The sequence below is a fragment of the Streptomyces sp. NPDC049887 genome, from assembly GCF_040656535.1.
Lineage (GTDB): Bacteria > Actinomycetota > Actinomycetes > Streptomycetales > Streptomycetaceae > Streptomyces.
The window spans coordinates 1-22,145 of sequence record NZ_JBFAMM010000040.1 but is presented as its reverse complement, the minus strand read 5'-3'; the positions used below and the strand labels follow the sequence as shown (position 1 = coordinate 22,145).

Sequence of the window (22,145 nt, the reverse complement as noted above, 5' to 3'; positions counted from 1 at the left end):
GGAAGTGGCGGGATGTCAGCAGTCCTTCGGGGCCCGGCACCGCTCGCGCGTCCGGAAACGGCGCAGGTCCGGGCCCCGCGCCGGCGGGGCGGGGCCGGTTGGGGCGGACGTGCGGATCGCGCCGTCCCGGCTCGTTGTGCGCCGGTACCCGGCCGATTCGCGCGATGACCGGCGAGCCGTGCTCGCAGGGGCCTACTGTTGAGTCACTTGTCGTGGATCCCGCGTCCGGGAAGGAGCCTGTCAGTCATGGACGGTGGCGTTCCGCCGGCCCTGCGGCGGCGGTCGGTGGCGGTCGGCCCGGCGGGCCTGGCCGTGGTCCTCGTCGACGGCGCCGGCCATGTCTCGCACTGGTCCGAGGACGCGCGGGCGCTGTTCGGCCACGACGAGGCGGCGGCCGTCGGCCGGCCCGCCGCGGACCTGCTGCCCGTCACCGGCGCCCTGGCGGCGGCCGGCGCCCCTGTGTCCTCGCCGTCCCCGGGATCCTCGGGGTCCCCTGTGTCCTCGCCGTCCCGGCCGGAGGGCCGCGGCGGTCGCCGTACCGCACCCGGCGACCCGACCGGGACGCCCGCCTTCTATCCGGCGGCTGGGCGCGCCCGGCTCGGCGCGGGCGGAGGCCGGCCCCGGGAGGAGCGGATCGACGTGGTGTGGTGGGCGTACCCGCTCCCGGACCCGGGGCCGGAGCGGCTGCTCGTCCTGGCGGCGGACGCCGGGCGGTTCGGCTCCGGCGGCGTGCCCGGCGGGGAGCGCGTCGCGCCCGGGTTCGCCCTGCGCACCGAACTCCCCGACGCCGGCGGTCTGGTCCGCCGGCTCGCCGCGATCCTCCCCGGCACGGGCGTCGGGGACCCCGGCGGGATCGTCGGCCGGGTGCGGGAACTGGGGTGCCCCGTCATCGAGTTCGAACGTCCCGACCGGATGCCGGCGCCGCCGGACCGGGGGGTGCCCAGGTGCCGGTCCTTCGTGCCCGGCGGTGCCGGGTGAGTGCCCTCCCGGGGAAGGTTCGACGACGCGGGCCGAGCCGACCGGGCTGAGGGCGAAAGGGCTGGTCGGAGGCCAGAACGAGTGAGGTCGCCGGTCTGACCCGGCGGGAGTTGTCCACAGGGGTGGTCGGTGCGGCGGGGGCCGCGTACGGTTCCTGGCATGAAGATCCTGATCAGTGCCGACATGGAGGGCGCCACCGGTGTCACGTGGCCGGCCGACGTGCTGCCGGGTACGCCCCAGTGGGAGCGCTGCCGGTCCCTCTTCACCTCGGACGTGAACGCGGCGGTGCTCGGCTTCCTCGACGGCGGCGCCGATGAGGTGCTCATCAACGAAGCACACTGGAGCATGCGGAACCTGCTGCTGGAGCGCCTGGACGACCGTGCCGAACTGCTGACGGGGCGGCACAAGTCGCTGTCCATGGTGGAGGGCGTGCAACACGGCGACGTGGACGGCATCGCCTTCGTCGGCTATCACACGGGCGCCGGAGCCGAGGGCGTCCTCGCGCACACCTATCTGGCGAACTCGATCACAGGCGTGTGGCTGAACGGCACCCGGGCGAGCGAGGGCCTGCTCAACGCGCACGTGGTCGCGGAGTACGGGGTCCCGGTGATCCTCGTCACCGGCGACGACCTGACCTGCGAGGACGCCCTGGGATATGCCCCGGAGGCCCGCAAGGTCGCGGTCAAGGACCATGTCTCGCGGTACGCGGCGGTGTGCCGCACGCCCACGCGCACGGCCGCCGACATCCGAGCCGCCGCCAAGGAGGCCACCGCCCTCGCAGTCCGCCACGAGCCGGTCCGGGGCGGACCGTTCACCGTGGAGCTGGAGTTCGACGCGGAGCACCTCGCCGCGGCCGCCACCGTCGTGCCGGGCACGGCCCGCAGCGGCGAGCGCCGCGCCGTCTACACCAGCGAGACCATGTACGAGGCCATTCGCGCGTTCAAGGCCGTCACGACGATCGTCTCCGCCGCGGTGGAGGAGCAGTATGGCTGACGTGACACCCCGCCCCACCCAGACCACCGAGCCCACCGCACCGTCCGACACATCGCACAGGGACAGGTCCCACGACATGACAACGGCCGCACCCGTCGACGAAGCCGCCCTCGACGAGGTGGTGACCTTCACGTCCGAGCTCATCCGCATCGACACCACCAACCGCGGCGGCGGCGACTGCCGTGAGCGCCCCGCCGCGGAGTACGTGGCGGAGCGGCTCGCCGCCGCCGGCCTGGAGCCCGTCATGCTGGAGCGCACTCCCGGCCGTACGAACGTGGTCGCCAGGATCGAGGGCACCGACCCCTCCGCCGACGCCCTCCTCGTCCACGGGCATCTCGACGTGGTCCCGGCCGAGCCCGCCGACTGGAGCATCCACCCGTTCTCCGGCGAGGTAGACGACGGCGTCGTCTGGGGGCGCGGCGCGGTCGACATGAAGAACATGGACGCGATGGTGCTGTCCGTCGTGCGGGCCTGGCACCGCGCGGGCATCCGGCCGCGTCGGGACATCGTCATCGCCTACACGGCCGACGAGGAGGCCAGTGCGGAGGACGGGGCCGGCTTCCTCGCCGACCGGCACGCCGGGCTCTTCGACGGCTGCACGGAAGGCATCAGCGAATCCGGGGCCTTCACCTTCCACGCCGGCCCCGGAATGGCGCTGTACCCGGTCGGCGCCGGTGAGCGCGGCACCGCCTGGCTGAAGCTGACCGCCCACGGCAGGGCGGGCCACGGATCCAAGGTCAACCGCTCCAACGCCGTCACACGGCTGGCCGCGGCGATCGGCAGGATCGGAGCGTACGAGTGGCCGGTCCGGCTCACCCCGACCGTGCGCGCGGCCCTGTCGGAGCTGGCGGCCCTGCAGGGCGTCCCCGCCGACCTCGACGCGCCGGACTTCGACGTGGACGCCCTGCTGGCCAAGCTCGGCCGCGCCGCCGCGCTGGTCGAACCCGTCGTGCGCAACAGCAGCAACCCGACGATGCTGGACGCCGGTTACAAGGTCAATGTGATCCCCGGCCACGCAAACGCCTTCGTCGACGGGCGGATGGTGCCCGGTGGCGAGGAGGAGTTCCGGGAGACCCTCGACCGGCTCACCGGGCCCGACGTCGACTGGGAGTTCCACCACCGGGAGGTCGCCCTGCAGGCGCCCGTCGACTCCCCGACCTTCGCCAAGCTGCGTGCGGCGATCGAGTGCTTCGACCCCGAGGGGCACGTCGTCCCGTTCTGCATGTCCGGCGGGACCGACGCCAAGCAGTTCTCGCGCCTCGGCATCACCGGCTACGGCTTCTCACCGCTGAAGCTGCCCGAGGGCTACGACTACGCGGCGATGTTCCACGGAGTCGACGAACGGGTCCCCGTCGAGGCCCTCCACTTCGGCGTCCGCGTCCTCGACCACTATCTGAAGTCCGCATAGGGGGAGTTGGCATGGTACCCACGGGGGCCTACGGCACCTGGCCGTCACCGATCGACGCCGCGCTCGCGGCCACGCACGACGGCCGTCCCGAATTCGTCGGCGTCGTCGGGGAGGAGGTGTGGTGGACCGCGCCGCGCCCCGCCGAGGGCGGGCGCCGAGCACTGATGCGCCGCAGAGCGGGCGGCACCGAGGAGTCCGTCCTGTCCGCCCCGTGGAACGTGCGCAGCCGGGTCATCGAGTACGGCGGCCGGCCCTGGGCCGCCGCCGCCCGGCCCGGCGACGGTCCGCTCGTCGTCTTCGTCCACCACCCGGACCAGCGGATGTACGTGTTCGAACCGGATGGCGGTGGTGAGCCGCGGCCGCTCACCCCGGTGTCCGGGACCGGAGGCGGACTGCGCTGGGTCGACCCGGTGGTACTGCTGGACCGGGGCGAGGTCTGGTGCGTGCTGGAGGAGTTCACCGGCGACGCCCCCACCGACGTGCGGCGCGTCCTCGCGGCCGTGCCGCTGGACGGTTCCGCGGCCGAGGACCGTGCCGGCGTGCGAGAACTGACCGACGACCGGCACCGGTTCGTGACCGGCCCCCGGCTGTCCCCGGACGGGAGCCGGGTCGCGTGGCTCGCCTGGGACCATCCGCGCATGCCGTGGGACGGCACCGAGGCCATGGTCGGGGAGGTCTCCGGCACGGGACCGTTCACCGCGGTGCGCTGCGTCGCCGGTGGCCCCGACGAGTCGGTCGCCCAGGTCGACTGGGCCCCGGACGGTTCGCTGCTCCTCGTCTCCGACCCGGGCAACTGGTGGGAGCTGCGCCGTATCCGGCCGGACGCCCTCACCTGCGCCGAGCCCACCGCGACTGGGCTGTGCGAGGGCCGGGGCGAGGAGTTCGGCGGCCCGCTGTGGAAGATCGGCCTGCAGTGGTTCCAGCCGCTCGACAGCGGACTGATCGCGGTCGTCCACGGCAAGGGGTCCACGGCCCTCGGAATACTCGACCCGGAGAGCGGTGAACTGGTCGACGCGGCGGGACCCTGGACGGAGTGGGCCCCGACGCTCGCGGCGCACGGCACCAGGGTCGTCGGCGTGGCGGCCAGCCCCCGCACCGGCTACGAGGTCGTGGAACTCGACACCCGTACCGGCCGGACCCGTGTCATCGGCGCGGCCCACGCCGACGCCGTGGACCCCGCCTACTACCCCGAACCCCAGATCCGCACCTTCACCGGGCCGGACAACCGCGAGATCCACGCGCACATCTACCCGCCCCACAACCCGGACCGGGTCGCCCCCGACGATGAACTGCCCCCGTTCGTGGTCTGGGCACACGGTGGACCGACCGGACACGCGCCGCTCGTCCTCGACCTGGAGGTCGCCTACTTCACCTCGCGCGGCATCGGCGTCGCCGAGGTCAACTACGGCGGCTCCACCGGATACGGCCGTGAGTACCGCAACCGGCTGCGCGAGCAGTGGGGCGTCGTCGACGTGGAGGACTGCGCCGCGGTCGCCGAGACCCTCGCCTCGGAGGGCACCGCAGACCCGGCCCGGCTCGCCATCCGCGGAGGCAGCGCCGGAGGCTGGACCACCGCGGCATCGCTCACCAGCACGGACGTGTACGCCTGCGGCACGATCATCTATCCGATCCTGGATCTGATGGGCTGGGCCACCGACGAGACCCACGACTTCGAGTCGCGGTACCTGGAGTCCCTGGTCGGTCCGCTCAGCGAGGTCCCCGGTCGCTACCGGGAGCGGTCGCCGATCGAGCACGTCGACCGGATCTCCGTGCCCTTCCTGCTGCTCCAGGGGCTGGACGACCCGATCTGCCCGCCCGTCCAGAGCGAGCGCTTCCTCGCCCAGACGGCGGGGCGCGGGATACCGCACGCCTACATCGCCTTCGAAGGAGAGAGCCATGGCTTCCGCCGCGCGGAGACCATGATCCGTGCTCTGGAGGCCGAACTCTCGCTGTACGCCCAGACCTTCGGCATCCGGCGCACCGACGTCCCCCCGCTCGAACTGAAGAAGTGAACGTCATGCACCAGCACTCCGGCACGGCGGGCCCGACCGCCCTCATCCGGCCCCCTCGCCTCACCCCCGGGGCCCGGGTCGCCGTCGTCGCCACCAGCGGTCCCGTCCCTGCGGACTCTCTCGAAGCCGGCCTGGACATCCTGCGCGCCTGGGACCTGGACCCGGTCGTCATGCCCCATGTCCTCGACGGGAGCCGGGATCTCGGACATCTCGCGGGCAGGGACGAGGACCGAGCCCGGGACCTGGAGCAGGCCTGGTGCGATCCGGCGGTCTCGGCCGTTGTCTGCGCTCGCGGCGGCTACGGCGCACAGCGCATGGTGGACCTCGTCGACTGGGCCGCGATACGCGCGGCCGCGCCGAAGGTCTTCGTCGGCTACAGCGACGTGACCGCCCTCCACGAGGCCTTCGCGGTCCGTGCCGGGCTGTCCACCCTGCACGGCCCCATGCCGGCCACGGCGAACTTCCTCAAGGACACCGCCAGCCAGGAGTCGCTGCGCGCCACGCTGTTCGAGCCCGAGTCGGTGATGACCCTCGGACCGGGCAAGGGCGGCGGTGCGCTCGTCCCGGGGCGCGCGGGCGGCATCACCCTCGGTGGCTGCGTCAGTCTGCTGGCAGCCGATCTCGGCACCCCGCACGCACGGCCCTCGGCACGCGGCGGTCTGCTGCTGATCGAGGACGTGGGGGAGGAGGCGTATCGCCTGGACCGGGTCCTCACCCAGCTGCTGCGCTCCGGCTGGCTGGACGCGGTGGCGGGTGTCGCCCTCGGTTCCTGGGAGGACTGCGGGCCCTACGAGGAGGTCCGGGCGGTCCTGCTGGACCGGCTGTCCGGACTCGGTGTACCCGTCGTCGAGGAGCTGGGTTTCGGGCACTGCCCGGGCAACCTCACCGTGCCCCTCGGCTTGCCGGCCGTACTCGACGCCGACGCGGGGACGCTGACCCTGGAGGTTCCGGCGCTGCGCTGACGCCGGAGGCGGCCGCGCCGGAACCGGGGTAGCGGCACGCCCGGTGTCCGCGCGGCCGCCGTGACGGACGCGCGGACACCGCCCGGACCGGGGGCGCACCGAGGGCGCGTCACGGTCGGCCGAGTGCCGAGTAACCCGGCCGGATCACCTCGTCGATGATGCGGCGACGCTCGGGGAGGGGCAGGAAGGCGGACTCGACGGCAGCGACGGTGAACCGCTCGAAGACCTCGGGACCGTAGCCGAAGGCGTCGGCCATGTGCTGGAACTCGCGGCTCATGGTGGTGCCGGAGACCAGACGGTTGTCGGTGTTCAGCGTCACCCGGAAGCCCAGACGGCGCAGCAGGTCGATGGGATGCGTCGCGTAGTCCTTCGCGGCACCTGTCTGCAGATTCGACGTCGGGCAGACCTCCAGCGCGATCCGGTTGTCGCGGACGTAGGCGGCGAGGTGGCCGAGCGTCGCCGTGCCGTCGTCGTGGACCTGGATGTCGTCGGTGATCCGCACACCGTGGCCGATGCGCTCGGCACCGCAGACCTGGACCGCCTCGTGGATGGACTCCGCGCCGACGGCCTCGCCGGCGTGGATGGTGAAGTGGCAGTTGTGCCGCTTCAGGTGCTGGAACGCAGCCAGGTGGTTCGCCGGCGGATTGCCGATCTCACCGCCCGCTATGTCGAAGCCGGCGACACCACGGTTCCGGTGGGAGACCGTCAGCTCGGCTATCTCCAGCGAGCGCCGGGTGTGCCGCATGCCGGTGAGCAGGGCCCGGACGGTGATACGGCCGCCCGCCCGCCGCTCGCCCTCACGGAGCCCCTCGTTGACGGCGTCCACGACCTCGTCGAGGCTCAGTCCCCGCATCTGGTGCTGCTCGGGGGCGTAGCGCACCTCGGCGTACACGACGCCGTCCGCCGCCAGGTCCTCGGCGCACTCCGCGGCGACCCGGAAGAGGGCGTCGCGGGTCTGCATCACCGCGCAGGTGTGGGCGAAGGTCTCCAGGTAGCGCTCCAGCGAACCCGAGTCCGCGGCGTCGCGGAACCAGACGGCGAGTGCGTCGGGGTCATCGGTGGGGAGATCGCCGTAGCCGCACTCCTCGGCCAGCTCGATGATCGTGGCGGGGCGCAGACCGCCGTCCAGGTGGTCGTGGAGAACGGCCTTGGGCGCGCGGCGGATCCAGTCGGCGACCGGGCCGGGGGCGGCGGGGGACTCTGCGGCGGAGTTGTCAGACAAGTGCATGCAGCGGGAGTGTACGCCACGCCGCGGCCGGGTGCGTCCGCCCCCCGTGCTCGCCGCCGCGTCCGTCCGTCCGCACCCCGTGCTCGTCGCCCCGTCCGTCCGGCCTCGCGCTCGCCGCCCGGGTCGGGGAAGTCCGGCCTGCCGTGCGGCCCCCCGCCGGTCGTGGGCGGCCCGGGAAGCCGGGGGCCATGGTGGCCGGCCGGCCGCCGTCAGTTCGACTGGAGGACCGGGAGCGCCGGGGCGCCCGTCGGCAGCATGTGCTTGGCGGCCAGGATCGGGACGTCGGCGGACCGTACGACCTGGGTGACCAGTACGGCGGGAGTGTCGGCCGGGCGGTTCAGCTGAGCCCCCCGGCGTCGGCCGAGGAGCGTCGCGGTGACGCCCGAGTGCGCGGTCAGCGGCACTCCCCGGGAGGCCCCGGTCAGCACCGCGAGCATCGACGTTCCGGTGTCGTCCCCCGCGGTGTCGAGGGCCTGCGCGAACGCCGGATGCGCCCGCTCCAGGACGTCGTCGGCCGCCGCCCACTCCTGACTGAGCGCCGCCGCACTGCCCTCGCCCGACAGCAGCGACTCCCAGAACCGCAGCTCGGCCCGGGCGGGGGCGAGCAGGTGCTGGGTGGTGAAGTCGGTCGGCTCCTCGACCGTGCGCAGCAGCGCCCTGACCCGCAGGGGCGACGTGCCCGCCGAGAGCTGCTCCTCCAGCGGCCGGACGTGCTCGAAGCCGCGGCGCGGCGGGCTGTCGTTGACCGTCCTGCCCACTCCGCGCCGTACCGTCAGCAGGCCGTCCTCCTGGAGGAGCAGGAGGGCCTCGCGCAGGGCGGGCCGGCTGACGCCCAGTTCGGCGGCGAGCCGCGGCTCGGACGGCAGGGTGCACCCCGGCGGGTAGGTTCCCTCGTGGATGGCGTCCGCGATCCGCTCGTACAGGACGACGACCGGCCTCCGCTGCTGTCCGCTGACTGCCACGGCCCCTCCTCGGCTCACTTGTCAGGCTGCACACCCGGGCTGCGTGTCCCGTCGCCGCCCGGTCCATGACGGGTGCCGTCCGGCGGGTGCCGCCGGACCGGCCCGGTTTCGCCTGGTGTGCCGTGGTCGTGGCACACCTCGCATGCTGCCGCCCACCGTAGTTCACAGTCAGCGGGCCTCGGCGTGCTACGCGCATGGAATCCAAACCCGTTCCGGTGGTATCCGTACCTGTTCCGTACTTGTCAGACAACCTCTGCCGGGGCCTCGTTCGGGCGGCCCGGAACCGGCAGCCGTGGCCTCGGTGAACACATCGGTGGATCTCGAACACCGGCGTTCAAGGCAGAGGGGCCGACATGTCATCCACGCCCGGCCGGACGCGATCCGGGCCCGACTCGGCCGGCGGGCCGCCGCGCCACCCCGGCGGCCACGGTGCCGGCCGTGCTCGGCCACCGGATCGACGCCGCGATGCTCGGTCCCGCCCCTCCCGGACGTCATCGACGGCGCCACGACGGCCGCCGCGGCCCTCTCCAGGACTCTGTTCTTCCTGATGGCCGCTCTTCCTGATGGCCGCGCTCGGGGTGACGTGCGGCGGTCTCATGCTCACCGGCCTCGACGGTCTCGCCGTCACCAGCACTCCCGAGGACCGGCCCGGCTTCCTCTCCGGCCGTGACGGCGCCTGCTTCGCGATCGGGGACTGGCTCGGCGTCTGCCCTCGCCTCCGCCGCGATCACCGCGGGAAGCCAGCGAACGGGGTCACGGAGGCGGGTTGTCGAAGCGTCGTGCTCGTCGCCCTCGCCCTCCTCGCCGTCGGCGCGGTCACCGCCCCGCTGATCCGGCGCCCGGAACCGGAGGGTGCGGCGGGGGGCGAGCGGTTCGAAGAGCGGCCCCTGCCGGTGCCCCACCACTGACGACCCTGCCCGCGTGCCGACCGTTCACCCGTACGGCCCACTCCGTGCGCCCCACGGGACCGGGATCCGTCCATCCTGGTCCCATGAGCCGGAAGGACGCGACGACCGGGACCAGGGGCAGCAGGGGCGGCGGGCACGGCGGTGAGGGCCTTCGCGGCAGACTCACCCCCGGAAGGATCGCCGCCCTGGTGGTCGCGGGCCTCACCCTGGTCTTCATCTTCGAGAACACACAGAAGGTCGAGATCAGGCTGCTGATCCCCGTGGTCACGATCCCGCTGTACCTCGCCCTGCTGGGAACATGGGTCGTCGGCGGTCTCTGTGGTGCCTACCTCTCCTGCCGCCGCAGAAATGACCGGCGCTAGCCTGGCGTCATGTCCCCGGCACCAAGTTCCCCTCCGGACCCACGCGACACCACCACCGCTTCCGGCCCCGGGGTCACGGCAGGCCCCCAGGCCCTCTCGGGACTCGAGGTCCCCGGCGGTTCCGCGGCCTCCGACGCTCCCGCGGCGGTCGAGGTGGGCCCGAGGACGTTCATACGCCACTACCGCCTCGACGACGCGACGCAGTACACGGCACTCGCCGGGGAGAGCACCCGGCTCCACCGGCCCTGGCTCTTCCCGCCCCTGACCGAGGACGACTACCTCGCCTACGCGCGCAGGCTCCTCGATGACCCGACCAGGGCCGGCTACCTCGTCTGCGATCGCGCGGACGGCCGGATCGCCGGATTCATCAACATCAACAACATCGTCGAGGGCGCCTTCCTCAGCGGTGCACTCGGTTACGGGGCGTTCGCCCACGCCACGGGCCGGGGACTGATGACGGAGGGTCTCGGGCTCGTCGTCCGCCATGCCTTCGGGCCGCTGGGACTGCATCGGCTCGAAGCCAACATCCAGCCCCGCAACCAGGCATCCATCGCCCTGGTGCGACGGCTGGGCTTCCGGCTGGAGGGCTTCTCCCCGGACTTCCTGTTCATCGACGGTGCCTGGCGCGACCACGAGCGCTGGGCGATCACCGCCGGGATGGAACTCCGCCTGCCAGGAGCGGTCACCGGCGCCGACAGCGCGGACTGACCGCGGCCGGCGCCCGCCCGCCGGCGCCCGCCCGCCGGCGCCGCACGGCGAGCGGCGTGGGCCGCGGCGGTGCCGGAGCGCGGCGGGCGGGCGCGCAGGGCGGACCTGAGCCCCCGTACCCCCGTGGTGACGGGGGTTCAGGGGCTGAGGGGGACTCAGGCGGCCACCACGGGACCCACGAAGTTGCGCGGCGGATCGGCCGACTCCTGCTCGGCCACCGGACCCCAGCGCCAGCGCAGGTGCGTGGACGCAGTGTTGTTCGGCGGCGTCACGATCGCGGTGACCGGCTCGATCACCCCGTCCTCGCCGGACTGCCCCTGCCTGAACGTGAGGGTGAACCGGGCGCTCGCCCCGGGGGCGAGCGTGACGGCCGAGTGCGACACCGACCGCTGGTCCACGAGGTTCTCCGTCGTGGCTCCCTGGGCGAGCGTCACCTTCGGGAACCCGTCCAGCAGACAGGTGGCTTCCCCCGCGTTCCGCAGGGCGACGACGGCGGTCCGGCTGCTGCCGGGCTCCGTGCCGCCCGAGACGGCCGTGCCGCCCGGAGCCCAGGACAGCGAGAGGTCCGAGGTCAGGCACGGTGGGGGAGGCGCCGCCGCGGCGGGTGCGGCCGACACCACCGGCGCGGCGAGGGCCACCACGGCCAGGGCGCCCGCGGCCCGCGCCCGGGCACGGGCCGCGGTACGGGCACGGACGGCCGTACGGGCACGAGCCGCGTCGGCGAGCACCGCAGGATCAGGGACGGGACGGCCCGGACCTGTGTGGTTGCCGCCCGTGCGGGTGCGTATCGGCCATGACATGCGGTACCTCCGTGATCGGTTGCGGGGGACTGTGCTCGGGCCGCTCAGGGGTCCGCCCGCTCGGGAGGACCCGTCCTTCCGACCGGTGGCCCGGACCGGATCGACCCGGTGGGCCGCCGGGCACCCGGCGGCGACTGTCCCGGGCGGATGCCGCCGGGCACACGGTTCGCGCCGCGGTGCCACTGCGGGGCGCGACTCGCTCACGAGCACAAGCTTTTTCACCCTAAACCAGCCAATCGAGTGATGCATCCGGACAATATGCCGGGCGCTTGTACACGGCCCCGAAGCCGCTCCTGCGCGGAACGGACATGGCTGCCTGCTCGCTCAGCACCGGATCGGCGAGGGGTCCGGTCGTCCGGGACGGCCGCGCCCGGAACCGTCGTGATCGACGTCCTCCGACCCGGTCGGCACCCGCCGCGCCCGCAACCGTGCCCGGCCGCCTCCGGTTCGCCGGGTGCCCTGAGAGCAGGGCGTCGTGCGGGGCTCGGCGCCACCGCCGGACGGTGCGGTCGTACCGCCGCGCCACGGCTGCGGCGTCCGGCGGGGACGGGGCAGCGTCGCAACGCCCGCGTGCGCGCAGCGTCTCGACGGCTGCGGCGCCACCGGCCGGCGTGGTGACAGGTCCCGCCGGACCCCGGTCGCACGGCCGGCGCCCGCTCGGTACTGGACCGGCTCTCGTCGTCCCCCGTGTGAGCGGGGCCGGTTGGCCGCCCGAGGCCGGACTGGCCGTCCTCGACAAGGGCTTCGAGGCGGCGGTCCGGCGCGAGGAGGAGATGCCCTCGGCGAGGTCGTGCTCCGGCTCACAGGCGAACCACCGTCGGCGCGCTACGACTTCCGGATGCCGCCGCGCCCGGAGGGCTGAGCCCCGGGCGCGGCGGCGGGGAGTTCGTGGCGGCCCCAGGACGGCCGATTCGTCACCCGCGGTGCGGACCGGTCCGACGGGCGGGGCCGGTGCTTCCGTACCTCGCCCGCCGGCCCGGCAGGAACTCAGTGGCCCGGCGCGCCGGTCTCGTCGGCGGCGGACTTCCGATCGGCGTACTCGAACACCGACCCGTCCGGGTGGACCGCGATGAGATTGCGGCCCACCGGTGTCGGCACCGGGCCGGCCACCACCTTGGCGCCGACGCCGGTGAGCGTCGCGTACGCCGTGTCCACGTCCTCGACCGCGATGGTCGCGGACACCTTGCGGAGGATCTCCAGCTCCGACTCGGGACCGCTCATCAGCAGGAAGCAGCCCACCGCCGCAACCGACACCCCGCCGCGCTCGAAGCGGAGCGCAGGCGTGCCCGTGAGGCGTTCGTAGAAGCCGGCCGCGGCCTCCAGGTCGTCGACGCAGATACGCAGCGTGGTTCCGAGGATCTCCATACCGGCGAGGGTAGTTGGGGCCGGTGGACGACGAGATCGGTTCCCGCGGCCCGGCAGCGGCCAGGTGCACGGCCGAGGGGCACGGCTGCCGCGCGAGGCTCGTACGGCGATCGAGGAGGCGGGGGCACGGCGGGGTGGGGTGACGGGCGGGGCACGGGCCGTGCGCGAGGTGGTGCAGCAGGGACTGCGGGTCCGGGATGCCCCCGGCCGTCCGGCCCGCGGGGGGCCAGCGATCCCACCCCTGGGCAGGCACTCCGCAGGGCTCCGGCGTCACGGTCGCCCGCCTCGGCGGAGGCCGGCGGTACTGCGCCGGCGGTGCGGAGCCGGTTCCCCGCCGAGCGCGACGGGACGCCGGAGCCCTGCGCGCTGCCGCCGATCGGCCGTGGCGGGCCGCTGCCGATCCTGCCTCAGGGTGCCCGGCAGATCAGTTCGCCGTGCGGGACCATGAACCAGCCGTCGTCCGCGCGGCCCCACGCGCGCCAGGCCGCGGCGATGCCGTGGAGTTCGTCCGGGCGGGCGTGGCCGCCCTCGACGGCGAGCGCCGCATAGGCCGAGGCCGTCGTACGGTCCGCCCACAGGCCGCTCCACCACGCGCGTTCCTCCGGGGTGGCGAAGCACCAGGCCGATGCCGTCGCCGTGACGTCGGTGAAGCCTGCGGCGCGCGCCCACGAGTACAGCCTGCGGCCGGCATCCGGTTCCCCGCCGTTGGCCCGGGCCACCCGGCGGTACAGCTCCAGCCAGGTGTCCAGCGCCGGGACTTCGGGAAACCAGGCGAAGGCGCCGTAGTCGCTGTCGCGGACGGCGACGACGCCGCCCGGCCTGCACACCCGCCGCATCTCCCGGAGCGCCGCCACCGGGTCGCCCACGTGCTGCAGCACCTGGTGGGCGTGGACGACGTCGAAGGAGTGGTCGGGGAAGTCCAGTGCGTGGACGTCGGCGACCGCGAAGCGGATGCCGTCCAGCCCGCGTGCCCGCGCCTCCTCGCGCGCCCGCTCCAGGACGTCCGGCGCGGCGTCGACCGCCGTGACCGTCCCGGGGGCGACCAGGGCCGCCAGATCGGCCGTGATCGTGCCGGGACCGCACCCGACGTCCAGTACGTCGGCACCGCGCCGCAGTTGGGGCACGAGGTACGCGGCCGAGTTCGCCGCCGTGCGCCAGCGGTGCGAGCGCAGCACCGACTCGTGGTGGCCGTGGGTGTAGACGGCGGTCTCCTTCGGCATGCGGCCGTACCCCTCTCGAGACGTGGTACGGCCACCGTACGCCGCTCATCCGGATGATGAGACCTGTGTCTTGCTATGTGGATACGGCAGGGAGCGCGGCGGGCTCGGAGGCCGCGGCGGACCCGACCCGGACGAGCCGGGCCGTCGCCCGCGCCTGGTCGCCCGCGCCGGGCCCCCGACGCCCCGGGAGCCGTCGGTGCGGAAGTGCGGACCCTGGCCGGGATCCGATCAGAGCAGCGGTGAGGCCGGCGAGGGACGGTAGACGACCAGTGCCTCCGTCAGCTTGTCCACCGTCAGGTCCGTCGGCGCCCCGGCGATCTCGCCGTCGTACGCGAGCAGCGAGCCCGGCGCCAGGCCGGAGATGCGCAGCTTCCGCAGCCGGCCGGCCGCGTGGAACGGGGACCGGCTCAGCGGACCCGCGAGCGCCGCCGCCAGCAGCCGCACGCCCGGGAAGCGGCCGCCGTGCACCGCCCGGACGTCGAGCAGCCCGTCGGCCAGGTCGTAGCGGCGCCCCGGCGTCGGGCCGACACGCTGGTAGCTCCCGTTCCCGGCGAACAGCAGCCACAGCGGCCTTCTGCGCCCGGCGATCTCCGCCTCCAGCGGGTGCTCGCCGCGCAGGGTCCGCAGGGCGGCCAGCACACCGGCGGGCCAGCCGCCGATCCGCGGCGACCACCGCTCCCGGATGCGCACCATCTCCGGGTACACGCCGAGGGAGAAGGTGTTGACGAAGTGGCCCTCGCGCGCGCCGTCGGGTCCCGGGGTGAACCGCCCCAGGTCGACGCGCACGGCATCACCCGAGGTCAGTGCCTCGCACGTGTCGTGCACGGTCTCCAGACCGAGGTCGTACGCGAAGTGGTTGAGGGTCCCTCCGGGGAACACGGCGAGCGGCAGCCCGTGCCGGGCCGCGGTGCTCGCGGCGCGGTTCACCGTGCCGTCACCCCCCAGCACGCCGAGCGCCCGGCAGCCGCTCCTGGCAGCCTCCTCCAGGGCGCTCTCGATCTCCTCCGGAGCGCACTCGACGATCCGCGCCAGCGGGAGCGCGTCGCGGACCAGGGCCGTGGCGTCGTCCCCGGCGGCCAGGGCGCCCAGCGGACCGGTCGCGGAGCCGGAGGAGCGGTTGGCGACCACGACGAGGTCCTTCCCGGCCGGCAGCGGGGGCGCCGGGGTGTGCGGCCGTCCCGGCGGCGGCAGTTGGTCCCGGGTCGGCACCAGCCCGCGCACCGCGAACGCCGCTCCGACCCCGAGCGCGGCCCCGACGAGGACGTCGCTCGGGTAGTGGACCCCGGTGTAGACGCGGGACAGGGCGACCGCGGCCGCGACCGGCGCCACGACGGCACCCCAGCCCTTCGACTCCATCGCCACGCCCGCGGCGAACGCGGCCGCCGACGCCGAGTGCCCGGAAGGGAAGGACGTGGTGAACGGCTGCCGTTTCAGCTGCCTGACGAGCGGCACGGTGTCGAGCAGCGGACGCGACCTGCGCACCGACCGCTTGGCCACCGTGTTGATCGTCGCGGAGGCGAGCGCCAGCGAGGCCACGCCGCGCACAGCGGCCCGCCGCGACCGTGCGCCGCGTCCGAATACGGCCATCCCGGCGGCCGTGCCGAACCACAGGAGCCCGTGGTCGGCGGCCCTGCTGAGCCTCGGCAGCACGGGGTCGGCCCCCGGCCAGTGGCGGGCCGCAACCGCCTGGAGGACCCCCCGGTCCCACCCGGTGAGGGTCGAGGCGACCCGCCGGGCGCGCGGCGTCCGCCGCGGCTGTCCCTCGGGGAAGGACACGATGCGGGACACGGCACGCGTGAAGGACTGGGGGAGCGACTGCGCGGCGGACCGCGGCGCTCCGTCTCGGTGGAAGGCCGGCATGGAACGCGGGTACCCCGAGTCCTGGCGATCCAAGCGGACCCCCTGCACATGCCACCCGTGCCGCGCAGGGCCGGTGGGGTGGCGTGTGCACGGCGCCCGCGCCGAGCAGGACGGGTGGGGTGTGCACGGCGCCCGCGCCGAGCAGGACGGGTGGGGTGGGGTGTCCGTGCCGCCCGCGCCCGCGCAGGACGGTCGGTGGGCGGCGTGAGTACCGCACCGGGGCCGCGGGGGCGTTGCCGCCGCGGCGCTCCCCGGGGTCCAGGTGACGGCCGGCGTGGCCCGGCAGCGCCGTGAGCGTTCGCGGGCGCCGGGCCGCCGGAGCACAGTGGTCCCCATGGACACCCGCCTGCTGGACCGGCACGCCGAGGCCCTCGCGCTCTTCACCGACCGGGTGCACGCCGTCCGCCCGGAGCAGTGGGACGCGCCGACGCCCTGCACCGGCTGGTCCGTGCGGGACCTCGTCAACCATGTGACCGCCGAGCAGTTGTGGGTACCGCCCCTGGTGGGCGAGGGCCGTTCGGTCTCGGACGTCGGCGCCGCCTACGACGGCGACGTGCTCGGCGGGCATCCCGCCGTCACCTGGGACCGGGCCGCCTCCGCGGCCAAGGCCGCGTTCCGTGCGCCGGGAGCCCTGGACCGGGGCGTCGGTCTGTCGTACGGCGACACCACGGTCGCCGCCTACTGCTCGCAGATGACGGCCGACGTGATCGTGCACGCGTGGGACCTCTCGCGGGCCATCGGGGCCGACGACACCCTCCCGGACGCGCTGGTCGGCTTCGCCGCGGAGGAAGTCGCGCCGTACGCCGCCGAACTGTCCGGGAGCGGCCTGTTCGCCCCTGCCGTGGAACCGCCGGAGGGCGCGGACCGGCAGACGGAGCTGCTCTGCCTGCTGGGGCGCCGTCCGTGACGCCGGTTCCGCCAACCGGTGACCCGGGACGCGATCACGGCGGTCACGTGGCACACGGCTGCGCCCCGGGACGCGGCCACGCTCGGCACACGGCTGCGTTCGGGACGCGGCCCACGCCCGGAACGCGGCCACGTCCGGCACACGGCTACGCCCGGCACGCGGGCACGGCGGACCGGACCGGCGCGGTGGCGCCCGCCCTTCCGGCCGGAGCCGATCGCGGTCGGCGCCCGGACCGTGCCGACCGGCCCCGGCCGTAAGGGAATCCTCGTCCGGGTCCTCCCCGTCCCTGCGGCACGCCGGCGGTTCCTCCCGTGCCCCCGTCCCTCCCGTGCCCCCGTCCCTCCCGTGCCCCCGTCCCTCCCGTGCCCCCGCCCCTCCCGCGGCTGCGCCCCCGGAGCGGCCGCCGTCGCGTCGTGCCGCGGGCCTCCGTACCGCCCCCGCCGCACTTCGGAGGAGTGCCGTGACGACTCGGCCCCCGTCGGCCCGCCCGCCGTTCCCCGTGTTCGGCGCACTCGTCCGCCGTTCCGTGACCCCGCGGTGAGCGGGCCGCGCATCGGCGACGCCTGCGACCGTGGTCCCGGACGGCCCTGAGCCCGGGGACCGGGGACTGCCGAACGGCCCGCCCGGAGCGGCGGGCGGGCCCGAACCTCCGTATAAAGGGCTCGTGGCCGGGCAGCCGAATCCCGGGCCCTGGCGACGGGAGGTGGGCGCATGCGGCGGACCGATCCGGAAGGCCGCGGCCCGGTCCGCTACGGGCCGCCCGCACCGGACCCCGGCCTGCCCGTGCTGCCCGAACTCGCGGGCGTGCTCGCGTCCGCCGCCGGACGTACCTTCCCCGAACCGCCGGGCGGGGGGCCGATCCTGCGCGAGGCCGCCGCCGGCTACTGGTGGCGGCGCGGACTGCGCAGCCGTCCCGAGGACATCGCCGCCGCGCCCGGTGCGCAGCCGCTGCTGCTCGCACTGCTCGCCGCCCACGGCGGCGACGTCCTCATGCCGCGGCCCTGCCCCGCGTGGTGGACACCGCAGGCCCGGCTGCTCGGCCGGCCCGCGTTCCACGTGCCCACCTCCGCGGAGAGCGGCGGAGTGCCCGATCCGTACGCCCTGCTGGAGACCGTGCGGAGGATCCGGGCGGAGGGGGGCAGTCCGCATGTGATGCTGCTGTCCGTCGCGGACGACCCCACCGCCACCGTCGCCCCGCCCGAACTCGTCCGCGAGGCCTGCGAGGCGGCAGTCGACGAAGGGCTGCACATCATCAGCGACGAGACGTGGCGCGACACGGTGCACGAGCCGCTCGACCGCCCCCTGCTCAGCCCCGCCGAGATGTGCCCGGACGACGTCACCGTCATCAGCGATCTGTCGGGTGCCCTGCTGCCGGCCGCGTGGCCCGTCGCCGTGGCCCGGTTCCCGACGACGGGGCCCGCCGCCGGGCGGCGGGCACGGGTGCTCGACATCCTCACGGCCCTCGGGGGTTTCGTCGCCGGTCCGGTGGCGGCGGCCGCGGCGCACGCGCTGGAGGAGCCCGGTCCGGTCACCGCCCGGCGCGACCGCGCGAACACCCTGCACGCCGCCGTGGCCGACGCGGTCCACCATCTGGTTCTCACCTCCGGTGCCCTCGCCGGGCCGCCCCAGGCGGGCCGCCATCTCTACGCGGACCTGGGCCCGTTGCGAGCCCGGCTCGCCGGTCTGGGGGTCACCGACTCGATGGAGCTGGAGGACTACCTCAGCGAACGCCTGCACACACCGGTCCCCGGCGGTCACCGCTTCGGCGACGAACTCGGCGCACTGCGCGCCCGTGTCGACACCAGCCCCTTCCTGGGCACGAGCCCGGAGGAACGCCTCGAAGCGCTCGAGTCCGACGACCCCCTCGCACTGCCGCATGTCGCCAAGTCGCTGAAGTCCCTCGGATCGGCCTTCCGGGAACTGCGCTGACGCAGCCCCGGGGACCGCGACCCGCGAGCCCCCACCCGCGATGAACGGAGCCGCAGATGACGGAACAGACGGAGCAGCCGCCTCCCACCTCCCCGGCGGCACACACCCGCCGCACCACGGGAACCGCCCCCTCCCTGGCCCCGGACCACCGGCCCGGGACGGCCCGCAGCCGCGCGAAGCACGACGCGCCGGCCGGAGCGGATCAGCGCGGCCCGCTCCCGGCCGACGCGGAGGCGCGCGGGGACGGGGCGTCCGGCGCGCGGGGTCCGGGCGGTCCGTTCCCGGCCGACGCGGAGGCGCGTGCGGGAGGCGGGAGCGGCGGGGCCGGCGTCCACCAGCCGGCGCCCGCGGATCGCGCCGCTCCGGGGGGCGGCCCGTACGATGCGACGGGCGCGGCCGCCCGGCCGGAGTCGCGGCACGGGCCGGCGGGCGGTCCGGGGCCCCGGACCGTGAACTACGAGGCCGGGCCCGGAACGGCGGCCGTGACCGGGCTGCGGCCGCTGGGGCTCGTCCGGAGGTGGCCGCGGTCCTTCGCCGACCGGCTCACCGCGCCGCTGCCCGGGGTACGGGCCATGGCGCGGCTGGCGAGGGAGGGCGCGCTGCGGCCGGCGGCGGCCGGACTCAAGGACATTCCCCAGCTGCCCTTCGCCCCCGGCGCCCTGCCGGAGGCCGAGCCGGGCACCGTCGCCGTCACGTGGGCGGGCCACGCGAGCTGGGTCGTCGCGATCGGTGAGCTCACGGTGCTCACGGACCCCGTCTGGTCCCGCAGGATCCTCGGCACCCCGGCCAGGCTCACTCCCGTGGGCGTTCGCTGGGAGGACCTGCCGCCCGTCGACGCCGTCGTCATCAGCCACAACCACTACGACCACCTGGACGCGCCCACCATCGCCCGGCTGCCGAGGCGCACCCCGATGTTCGTGCCGGCGGGTCTCGGCGGCTGGTTCCGGCGCAGGCGCTTCACCCGCGTCACCGAACTCGACTGGTGGGAGACGGCGGAACTGCCCGCCGGCAGCGGGGTCGGGTCGGTCCGGTTCGAGTTCGTGCCCGCGCACCACTGGTCCAAGCGCACGCTCACGGACACCTGCCGCTCGCTCTGGGGCGGCTGGATCCTCACCGACCAGCGCGGCCGCCAGGTGTACTTCTCGGGTGACACCGGCTACGGCCACTGGTTCAAGGAGATCGGCCGCCGCCACCCGGACATCGACCTGGCGATGCTGCCGATCGGCGCGTACGCGCCGCGCTGGTGGCTCAGCTCGGTGCACACCGATCCGGAGGAGGCGGTCCAGGCGTTCGAGGACCTCGGCGCCCGAAACATGGCACCGATGCACTGGGCCACCTTCGTGCTCTCGTCCGAGCCGGTGATGGAGCCGATGCGCCGGCTGCTGACCGCCTGGGAGCACACGGGCCGCCCCCGTGAACAGTTGTGGGACCTGCCAGTCGGCGGCTCACGTGTGCTGACCGCCTGACGGCCGGCGCGGGCGCAGTCTCTGCCGGCGCCGCAGTCGTCGCCACAGCGCGGGCAACCCGCTCAGCAGCAGCGTCAGCCCCACGGCGGCCAGCACACCCTCCCAGGGCTCGTCGAACAGCGAGCCGCCGAGGATCCCGATGACCCCGTAGGTGGCGGCCCACGCCAGACAGGCGGGCGCGTCGCCGCGGGCGAAGCGGGCCGGCGGCATCCGCGACATCAGGCACGCGAGCATCACCGGAATCCGTCCGGCCGGTACCAGCCGGGACAGTACGAGCACGGTCGCGCTGTGGTCGTCGAGTCTGCGCTGTGCCTGCTCAAGCCGGTCCGGGGCCGCCCGCGCCCGCAGCGCCTCCAGCCACCGCGAGCCGTTCTTCGATCCGACGCCGCGCCTGCCGAGCCAGTACAGCGTGATGTCCCCGAGGAACGCGGCCGACGCGGCCACCACGAACACGAAGAACACCGAGAGCGGCGCGGTCTGATGGAGCGCCACCACCGCGGCCGTGCTCACCACCGCCCCCGTCGGCACCACCGGCACCAAGGCCCCCAGCGCCACCAGCAGGAACAGCGTCGGATAGCCGACGGCCTGCTGGGTCGACTCCGGCGGCAGCTGCCCGACCACGTCCTGGAGCCTCACCGGGAGACCTCCGGCCGCACGCTCTCGCAGTGCCCCAGCCGGTGCACCACCACGTCCGGGGCCAGACGAGCCGCCTTGCGGACGAACTCGTCGCCCGGGGAGTGGAACTCGTGCGGTCTGACCGCGTCCATCCCGATCGGCCAGTACGTGCCGTAGTGCACCGGCACCGCGGAGCGGGGCGCGAGTGCGGCGAGCGCACGGGCCGCGCGGTCCGGGTCCAGATGGCCGTGCCCCAGGAACGGCCCCCAGCCGCCGACCGGCAGCAGCGCCAAGTCCACCGGACCGACCGCGGCCGCCATGCCGTCGAACAGTCCGGTGTCCCCGGCGAAGTAGGTGCGCGCGGTGCCGTGGACGACGAAGCCCAGCGCGGGGGAGCGGTGCGGCCCCATCGGCAGCCGCCGCCCGTCGTGGGCGGCCGGCACGGCCCGTACGCGCACGCCCGCCACGGCCACCTCGTCGCCCGGTGCCACCTCCACGATCCGCAGACCGTCCAGTCTGCGCAGCCCCGGGACGGCCCGTGGGGCGCCGCGGGGCACGATCAGCCGGGTGCCGGGGGCGAGCCGGGCAAGCGAGGGCAGATGCAGATGGTCGGAGTGCAGGTGGGAGACGACCACGGCGTCGGCGACGGCGGCCTCGGGCGGCGGCAGCTGCCCCCGCCGGCGGCGCAGATGCGCGAGCCTGCCGACGAACAGCGGGTCGGTGAGGACCCGGACGCCCGAGTCCTCGACCGTGCAGCTGGCGTGACCCCACCAGGTGACCTCGACCGCCACACCGCCTCCTCGCCGGCGACCCGGCGCCGTCCGGACCTCGGCGGGCCGGCCGCCGTCTCCGGTACGAGGGTAGGCGTTCGGGGGGCCTGCGAGGGTAGGCGCTCGGGGGGCCGGCGGTCTCCCGCGCGCCCCGAAGTGCGCCTCCCCCGCGCGGCCGTGGCCGAGTAGGGTCGGGCCACGACAGCCGACGCGGGGGGACGGTCCATGACAGGCGCAGGGGACGGCGTGCGGGTCGCGGCCATCGCGAGCCTGACCCCGCTGGAGGAGCTCGACGCCGACCCCTTCCTCGTCGACACCCGCAGCCAGCACGCGATGTGCGCCCGCTGGGCGGCGGACAAGGGGTTCGTGGTCGCCCGCGAGCTCCTCTTCTACGGTCTGCGGCCCGATCACTGCGGCCTCTGGGCCGATGTCGAGGCGGGCCTCGTCGACCTCTTCGTCGCCCCGAACGATCGCGTCCTGGCGCGTGCCCTGACCTCCGTCCCGGAGTTCTCCGCCGAGTGCGAGCGCCGCGGTGTCCGGCTGGCCACGGCCGGTCTGGACGAGCCCGCCTACGACGCCGCCATGAAGGCAAGCGTCCATCGGCGGCTCTCGATGCCGACCGCGGGCTACAACGGCTGCTGAGCGGGCCGCGGGCCGGGCCCGGCGCCGGGCCCGGCCCGCGGCCCGCTCAG

The 22,145-nt window shown here is 74.9% G+C and carries 20 protein-coding genes; 12 read left to right on the top strand and 8 right to left on the bottom strand.

Annotated features, from left to right (window positions below):
• Positions 1-246: 246 nt before the first annotated feature.
• The 5 genes from AB0J10_RS31310 (at position 247) to AB0J10_RS31290 (ending at position 6,353) form a co-directional block, all read left to right on the top strand.
• On the top strand, positions 247-978 hold the full coding sequence (locus tag AB0J10_RS31310) for a hypothetical protein (RefSeq protein ID WP_363066413.1): 732 nt from the start codon (positions 247-249) through the stop codon (positions 976-978).
• Positions 979-1,137: 159 nt separating this feature from the next.
• Positions 1,138-1,971: a M55 family metallopeptidase gene (locus AB0J10_RS31305; protein ID WP_363066411.1), complete on the top strand. Its 834-nt coding sequence runs from the start codon at positions 1,138-1,140 to the stop codon at positions 1,969-1,971.
• A gap of 76 nt (positions 1,972-2,047) precedes the next feature.
• Complete coding sequence (locus tag AB0J10_RS31300; RefSeq protein ID WP_363066433.1) at positions 2,048-3,379, top strand: M20/M25/M40 family metallo-hydrolase; 1,332 nt, start codon at positions 2,048-2,050, stop codon at positions 3,377-3,379.
• Positions 3,380-3,390: 11 nt separating this feature from the next.
• Positions 3,391-5,391 carry a prolyl oligopeptidase family serine peptidase gene (locus AB0J10_RS31295; protein ID WP_363066409.1) on the top strand — a complete coding sequence of 667 codons (2,001 nt, stop codon included), beginning with the start codon at positions 3,391-3,393 and terminating at the stop codon, positions 5,389-5,391.
• Positions 5,392-5,396: 5 nt separating this feature from the next.
• Complete coding sequence (locus tag AB0J10_RS31290; RefSeq protein WP_363066407.1) at positions 5,397-6,353, top strand: LD-carboxypeptidase; 957 nt, start codon at positions 5,397-5,399, stop codon at positions 6,351-6,353.
• Positions 6,354-6,462: 109 nt separating this feature from the next.
• Here the strand turns inward: AB0J10_RS31290 and AB0J10_RS31285 are convergent, their stop codons facing one another.
• A complete protein-coding gene (locus tag AB0J10_RS31285; RefSeq protein WP_363066405.1) occupies positions 6,463-7,581 on the bottom strand; it encodes an adenosine deaminase in 1,119 nt (372 codons plus the stop codon).
• A gap of 209 nt (positions 7,582-7,790) precedes the next feature.
• A complete protein-coding gene (locus AB0J10_RS31280; RefSeq protein ID WP_363066403.1) occupies positions 7,791-8,543 on the bottom strand; it encodes a GntR family transcriptional regulator in 753 nt (250 codons plus the stop codon).
• Between the two features lie 563 nt (positions 8,544-9,106).
• On the opposite strand from AB0J10_RS31280, the gene AB0J10_RS31275 reads away from it, so the two are divergent.
• The 3 genes from AB0J10_RS31275 to AB0J10_RS31265 all read left to right on the top strand — a co-directional run bounded on the left by AB0J10_RS31275 (position 9,107) and on the right by AB0J10_RS31265 (position 10,521).
• Positions 9,107-9,451: a hypothetical protein gene (locus AB0J10_RS31275; protein WP_363066401.1), complete on the top strand. Its 345-nt coding sequence runs from the start codon at positions 9,107-9,109 to the stop codon at positions 9,449-9,451.
• Between the two features lie 83 nt (positions 9,452-9,534).
• Entirely contained in the window at positions 9,535-9,813 is a 279-nt protein-coding gene (locus AB0J10_RS31270; protein WP_363066399.1) for a DUF1049 domain-containing protein, read from the top strand.
• A gap of 9 nt (positions 9,814-9,822) precedes the next feature.
• Positions 9,823-10,521 carry a GNAT family protein gene (locus tag AB0J10_RS31265; protein ID WP_363066397.1) on the top strand — a complete coding sequence of 233 codons (699 nt, stop codon included), beginning with the start codon at positions 9,823-9,825 and terminating at the stop codon, positions 10,519-10,521.
• 155 nt (positions 10,522-10,676) lie between these two features.
• On the opposite strand, the gene AB0J10_RS31260 is transcribed toward AB0J10_RS31265, so the two are convergent.
• From AB0J10_RS31260 to AB0J10_RS31245, 4 genes are all read right to left on the bottom strand, one after another.
• Positions 10,677-11,321 carry a DUF4232 domain-containing protein gene (locus tag AB0J10_RS31260; protein WP_363066395.1) on the bottom strand — a complete coding sequence of 215 codons (645 nt, stop codon included), beginning with the start codon at positions 11,319-11,321 and terminating at the stop codon, positions 10,677-10,679.
• A 987-nt stretch (positions 11,322-12,308) separates the two neighbouring features.
• Positions 12,309-12,686, bottom strand: coding sequence for a VOC family protein (locus tag AB0J10_RS31255; RefSeq protein WP_363066393.1), 378 nt, complete (start codon positions 12,684-12,686; stop codon positions 12,309-12,311).
• Between the two features lie 407 nt (positions 12,687-13,093).
• Positions 13,094-13,906 (bottom strand): methyltransferase domain-containing protein, encoded by an 813-nt coding sequence (locus tag AB0J10_RS31250; RefSeq protein WP_363066391.1) that lies wholly within the window; start codon positions 13,904-13,906, stop codon positions 13,094-13,096.
• 228 nt (positions 13,907-14,134) lie between these two features.
• On the bottom strand, positions 14,135-15,766 hold the full coding sequence (locus AB0J10_RS31245) for a phosphatase PAP2 family protein (protein ID WP_363066389.1): 1,632 nt from the start codon (positions 15,764-15,766) through the stop codon (positions 14,135-14,137).
• A gap of 334 nt (positions 15,767-16,100) precedes the next feature.
• Here AB0J10_RS31245 and AB0J10_RS31240 point away from each other — a divergent pair, with 334 nt between their 5' ends.
• The 3 genes from AB0J10_RS31240 (at position 16,101) to AB0J10_RS31230 (ending at position 20,068) form a co-directional block, all read left to right on the top strand.
• Positions 16,101-16,673 (top strand): TIGR03086 family metal-binding protein, encoded by a 573-nt coding sequence (locus AB0J10_RS31240; RefSeq protein WP_363066387.1) that lies wholly within the window; start codon positions 16,101-16,103, stop codon positions 16,671-16,673.
• A 711-nt stretch (positions 16,674-17,384) separates the two neighbouring features.
• Complete coding sequence (locus AB0J10_RS31235; RefSeq protein WP_363066385.1) at positions 17,385-18,602, top strand: aminotransferase class I/II-fold pyridoxal phosphate-dependent enzyme; 1,218 nt, start codon at positions 17,385-17,387, stop codon at positions 18,600-18,602.
• A gap of 482 nt (positions 18,603-19,084) precedes the next feature.
• Positions 19,085-20,068: an MBL fold metallo-hydrolase gene (locus AB0J10_RS31230; RefSeq protein WP_363066431.1), complete on the top strand. Its 984-nt coding sequence runs from the start codon at positions 19,085-19,087 to the stop codon at positions 20,066-20,068.
• On the opposite strand, the gene AB0J10_RS31225 is transcribed toward AB0J10_RS31230, so the two are convergent.
• Positions 20,048-20,704, bottom strand: coding sequence for a VTT domain-containing protein (locus AB0J10_RS31225; RefSeq protein WP_363066383.1), 657 nt, complete (start codon positions 20,702-20,704; stop codon positions 20,048-20,050). The genes AB0J10_RS31230 and AB0J10_RS31225 overlap by 21 nt on opposite strands.
• Positions 20,701-21,474, bottom strand: coding sequence for an MBL fold metallo-hydrolase (locus AB0J10_RS31220; RefSeq protein ID WP_363066381.1), 774 nt, complete (start codon positions 21,472-21,474; stop codon positions 20,701-20,703). The genes AB0J10_RS31225 and AB0J10_RS31220 overlap by 4 nt, the downstream gene beginning before the upstream one ends.
• 204 nt (positions 21,475-21,678) lie before the next feature.
• Between AB0J10_RS31220 and AB0J10_RS31215 the strand changes: the two genes are divergently transcribed.
• On the top strand, positions 21,679-22,095 hold the full coding sequence (locus AB0J10_RS31215; protein ID WP_363066379.1) for a hypothetical protein: 417 nt from the start codon (positions 21,679-21,681) through the stop codon (positions 22,093-22,095).
• The last annotated feature ends 50 nt before the right edge of the window (positions 22,096-22,145 follow it).

What these genes read in the sequence shown, in the direction of transcription:
- AB0J10_RS31310 (WP_363066413.1), top strand. Translation starts at nt 247, where the DNA reads ATGGACGGTGGCGTTCCGCCGGCCCTGCGGCGGCGGTCGGTGGCGGTC.
- AB0J10_RS31305 (WP_363066411.1), top strand. Translation starts at nt 1,138, where the DNA reads ATGAAGATCCTGATCAGTGCCGACATGGAGGGCGCCACCGGTGTCACG.
- AB0J10_RS31260 (WP_363066395.1), bottom strand. Translation starts at nt 11,321, where the DNA reads ATGTCATGGCCGATACGCACCCGCACGGGCGGCAACCACACAGGTCCG.
- AB0J10_RS31265 (WP_363066397.1), top strand. Translation starts at nt 9,823, where the DNA reads ATGTCCCCGGCACCAAGTTCCCCTCCGGACCCACGCGACACCACCACC.
- AB0J10_RS31245 (WP_363066389.1), bottom strand. Translation starts at nt 15,766, where the DNA reads ATGCCGGCCTTCCACCGAGACGGAGCGCCGCGGTCCGCCGCGCAGTCG.
- AB0J10_RS31275 (WP_363066401.1), top strand. Translation starts at nt 9,107, where the DNA reads ATGGCCGCGCTCGGGGTGACGTGCGGCGGTCTCATGCTCACCGGCCTC.
- AB0J10_RS31215 (WP_363066379.1), top strand. Translation starts at nt 21,679, where the DNA reads ATGACAGGCGCAGGGGACGGCGTGCGGGTCGCGGCCATCGCGAGCCTG.
- AB0J10_RS31295 (WP_363066409.1), top strand. Translation starts at nt 3,391, where the DNA reads ATGGTACCCACGGGGGCCTACGGCACCTGGCCGTCACCGATCGACGCC.
- AB0J10_RS31300 (WP_363066433.1), top strand. Translation starts at nt 2,048, where the DNA reads ATGACAACGGCCGCACCCGTCGACGAAGCCGCCCTCGACGAGGTGGTG.
- AB0J10_RS31255 (WP_363066393.1), bottom strand. Translation starts at nt 12,686, where the DNA reads ATGGAGATCCTCGGAACCACGCTGCGTATCTGCGTCGACGACCTGGAG.
- AB0J10_RS31240 (WP_363066387.1), top strand. Translation starts at nt 16,101, where the DNA reads ATGGACACCCGCCTGCTGGACCGGCACGCCGAGGCCCTCGCGCTCTTC.
- AB0J10_RS31290 (WP_363066407.1), top strand. Translation starts at nt 5,397, where the DNA reads ATGCACCAGCACTCCGGCACGGCGGGCCCGACCGCCCTCATCCGGCCC.
- AB0J10_RS31285 (WP_363066405.1), bottom strand. Translation starts at nt 7,581, where the DNA reads ATGCACTTGTCTGACAACTCCGCCGCAGAGTCCCCCGCCGCCCCCGGC.
- AB0J10_RS31235 (WP_363066385.1), top strand. Translation starts at nt 17,385, where the DNA reads ATGCGGCGGACCGATCCGGAAGGCCGCGGCCCGGTCCGCTACGGGCCG.
- AB0J10_RS31270 (WP_363066399.1), top strand. Translation starts at nt 9,535, where the DNA reads ATGAGCCGGAAGGACGCGACGACCGGGACCAGGGGCAGCAGGGGCGGC.
- AB0J10_RS31250 (WP_363066391.1), bottom strand. Translation starts at nt 13,906, where the DNA reads ATGCCGAAGGAGACCGCCGTCTACACCCACGGCCACCACGAGTCGGTG.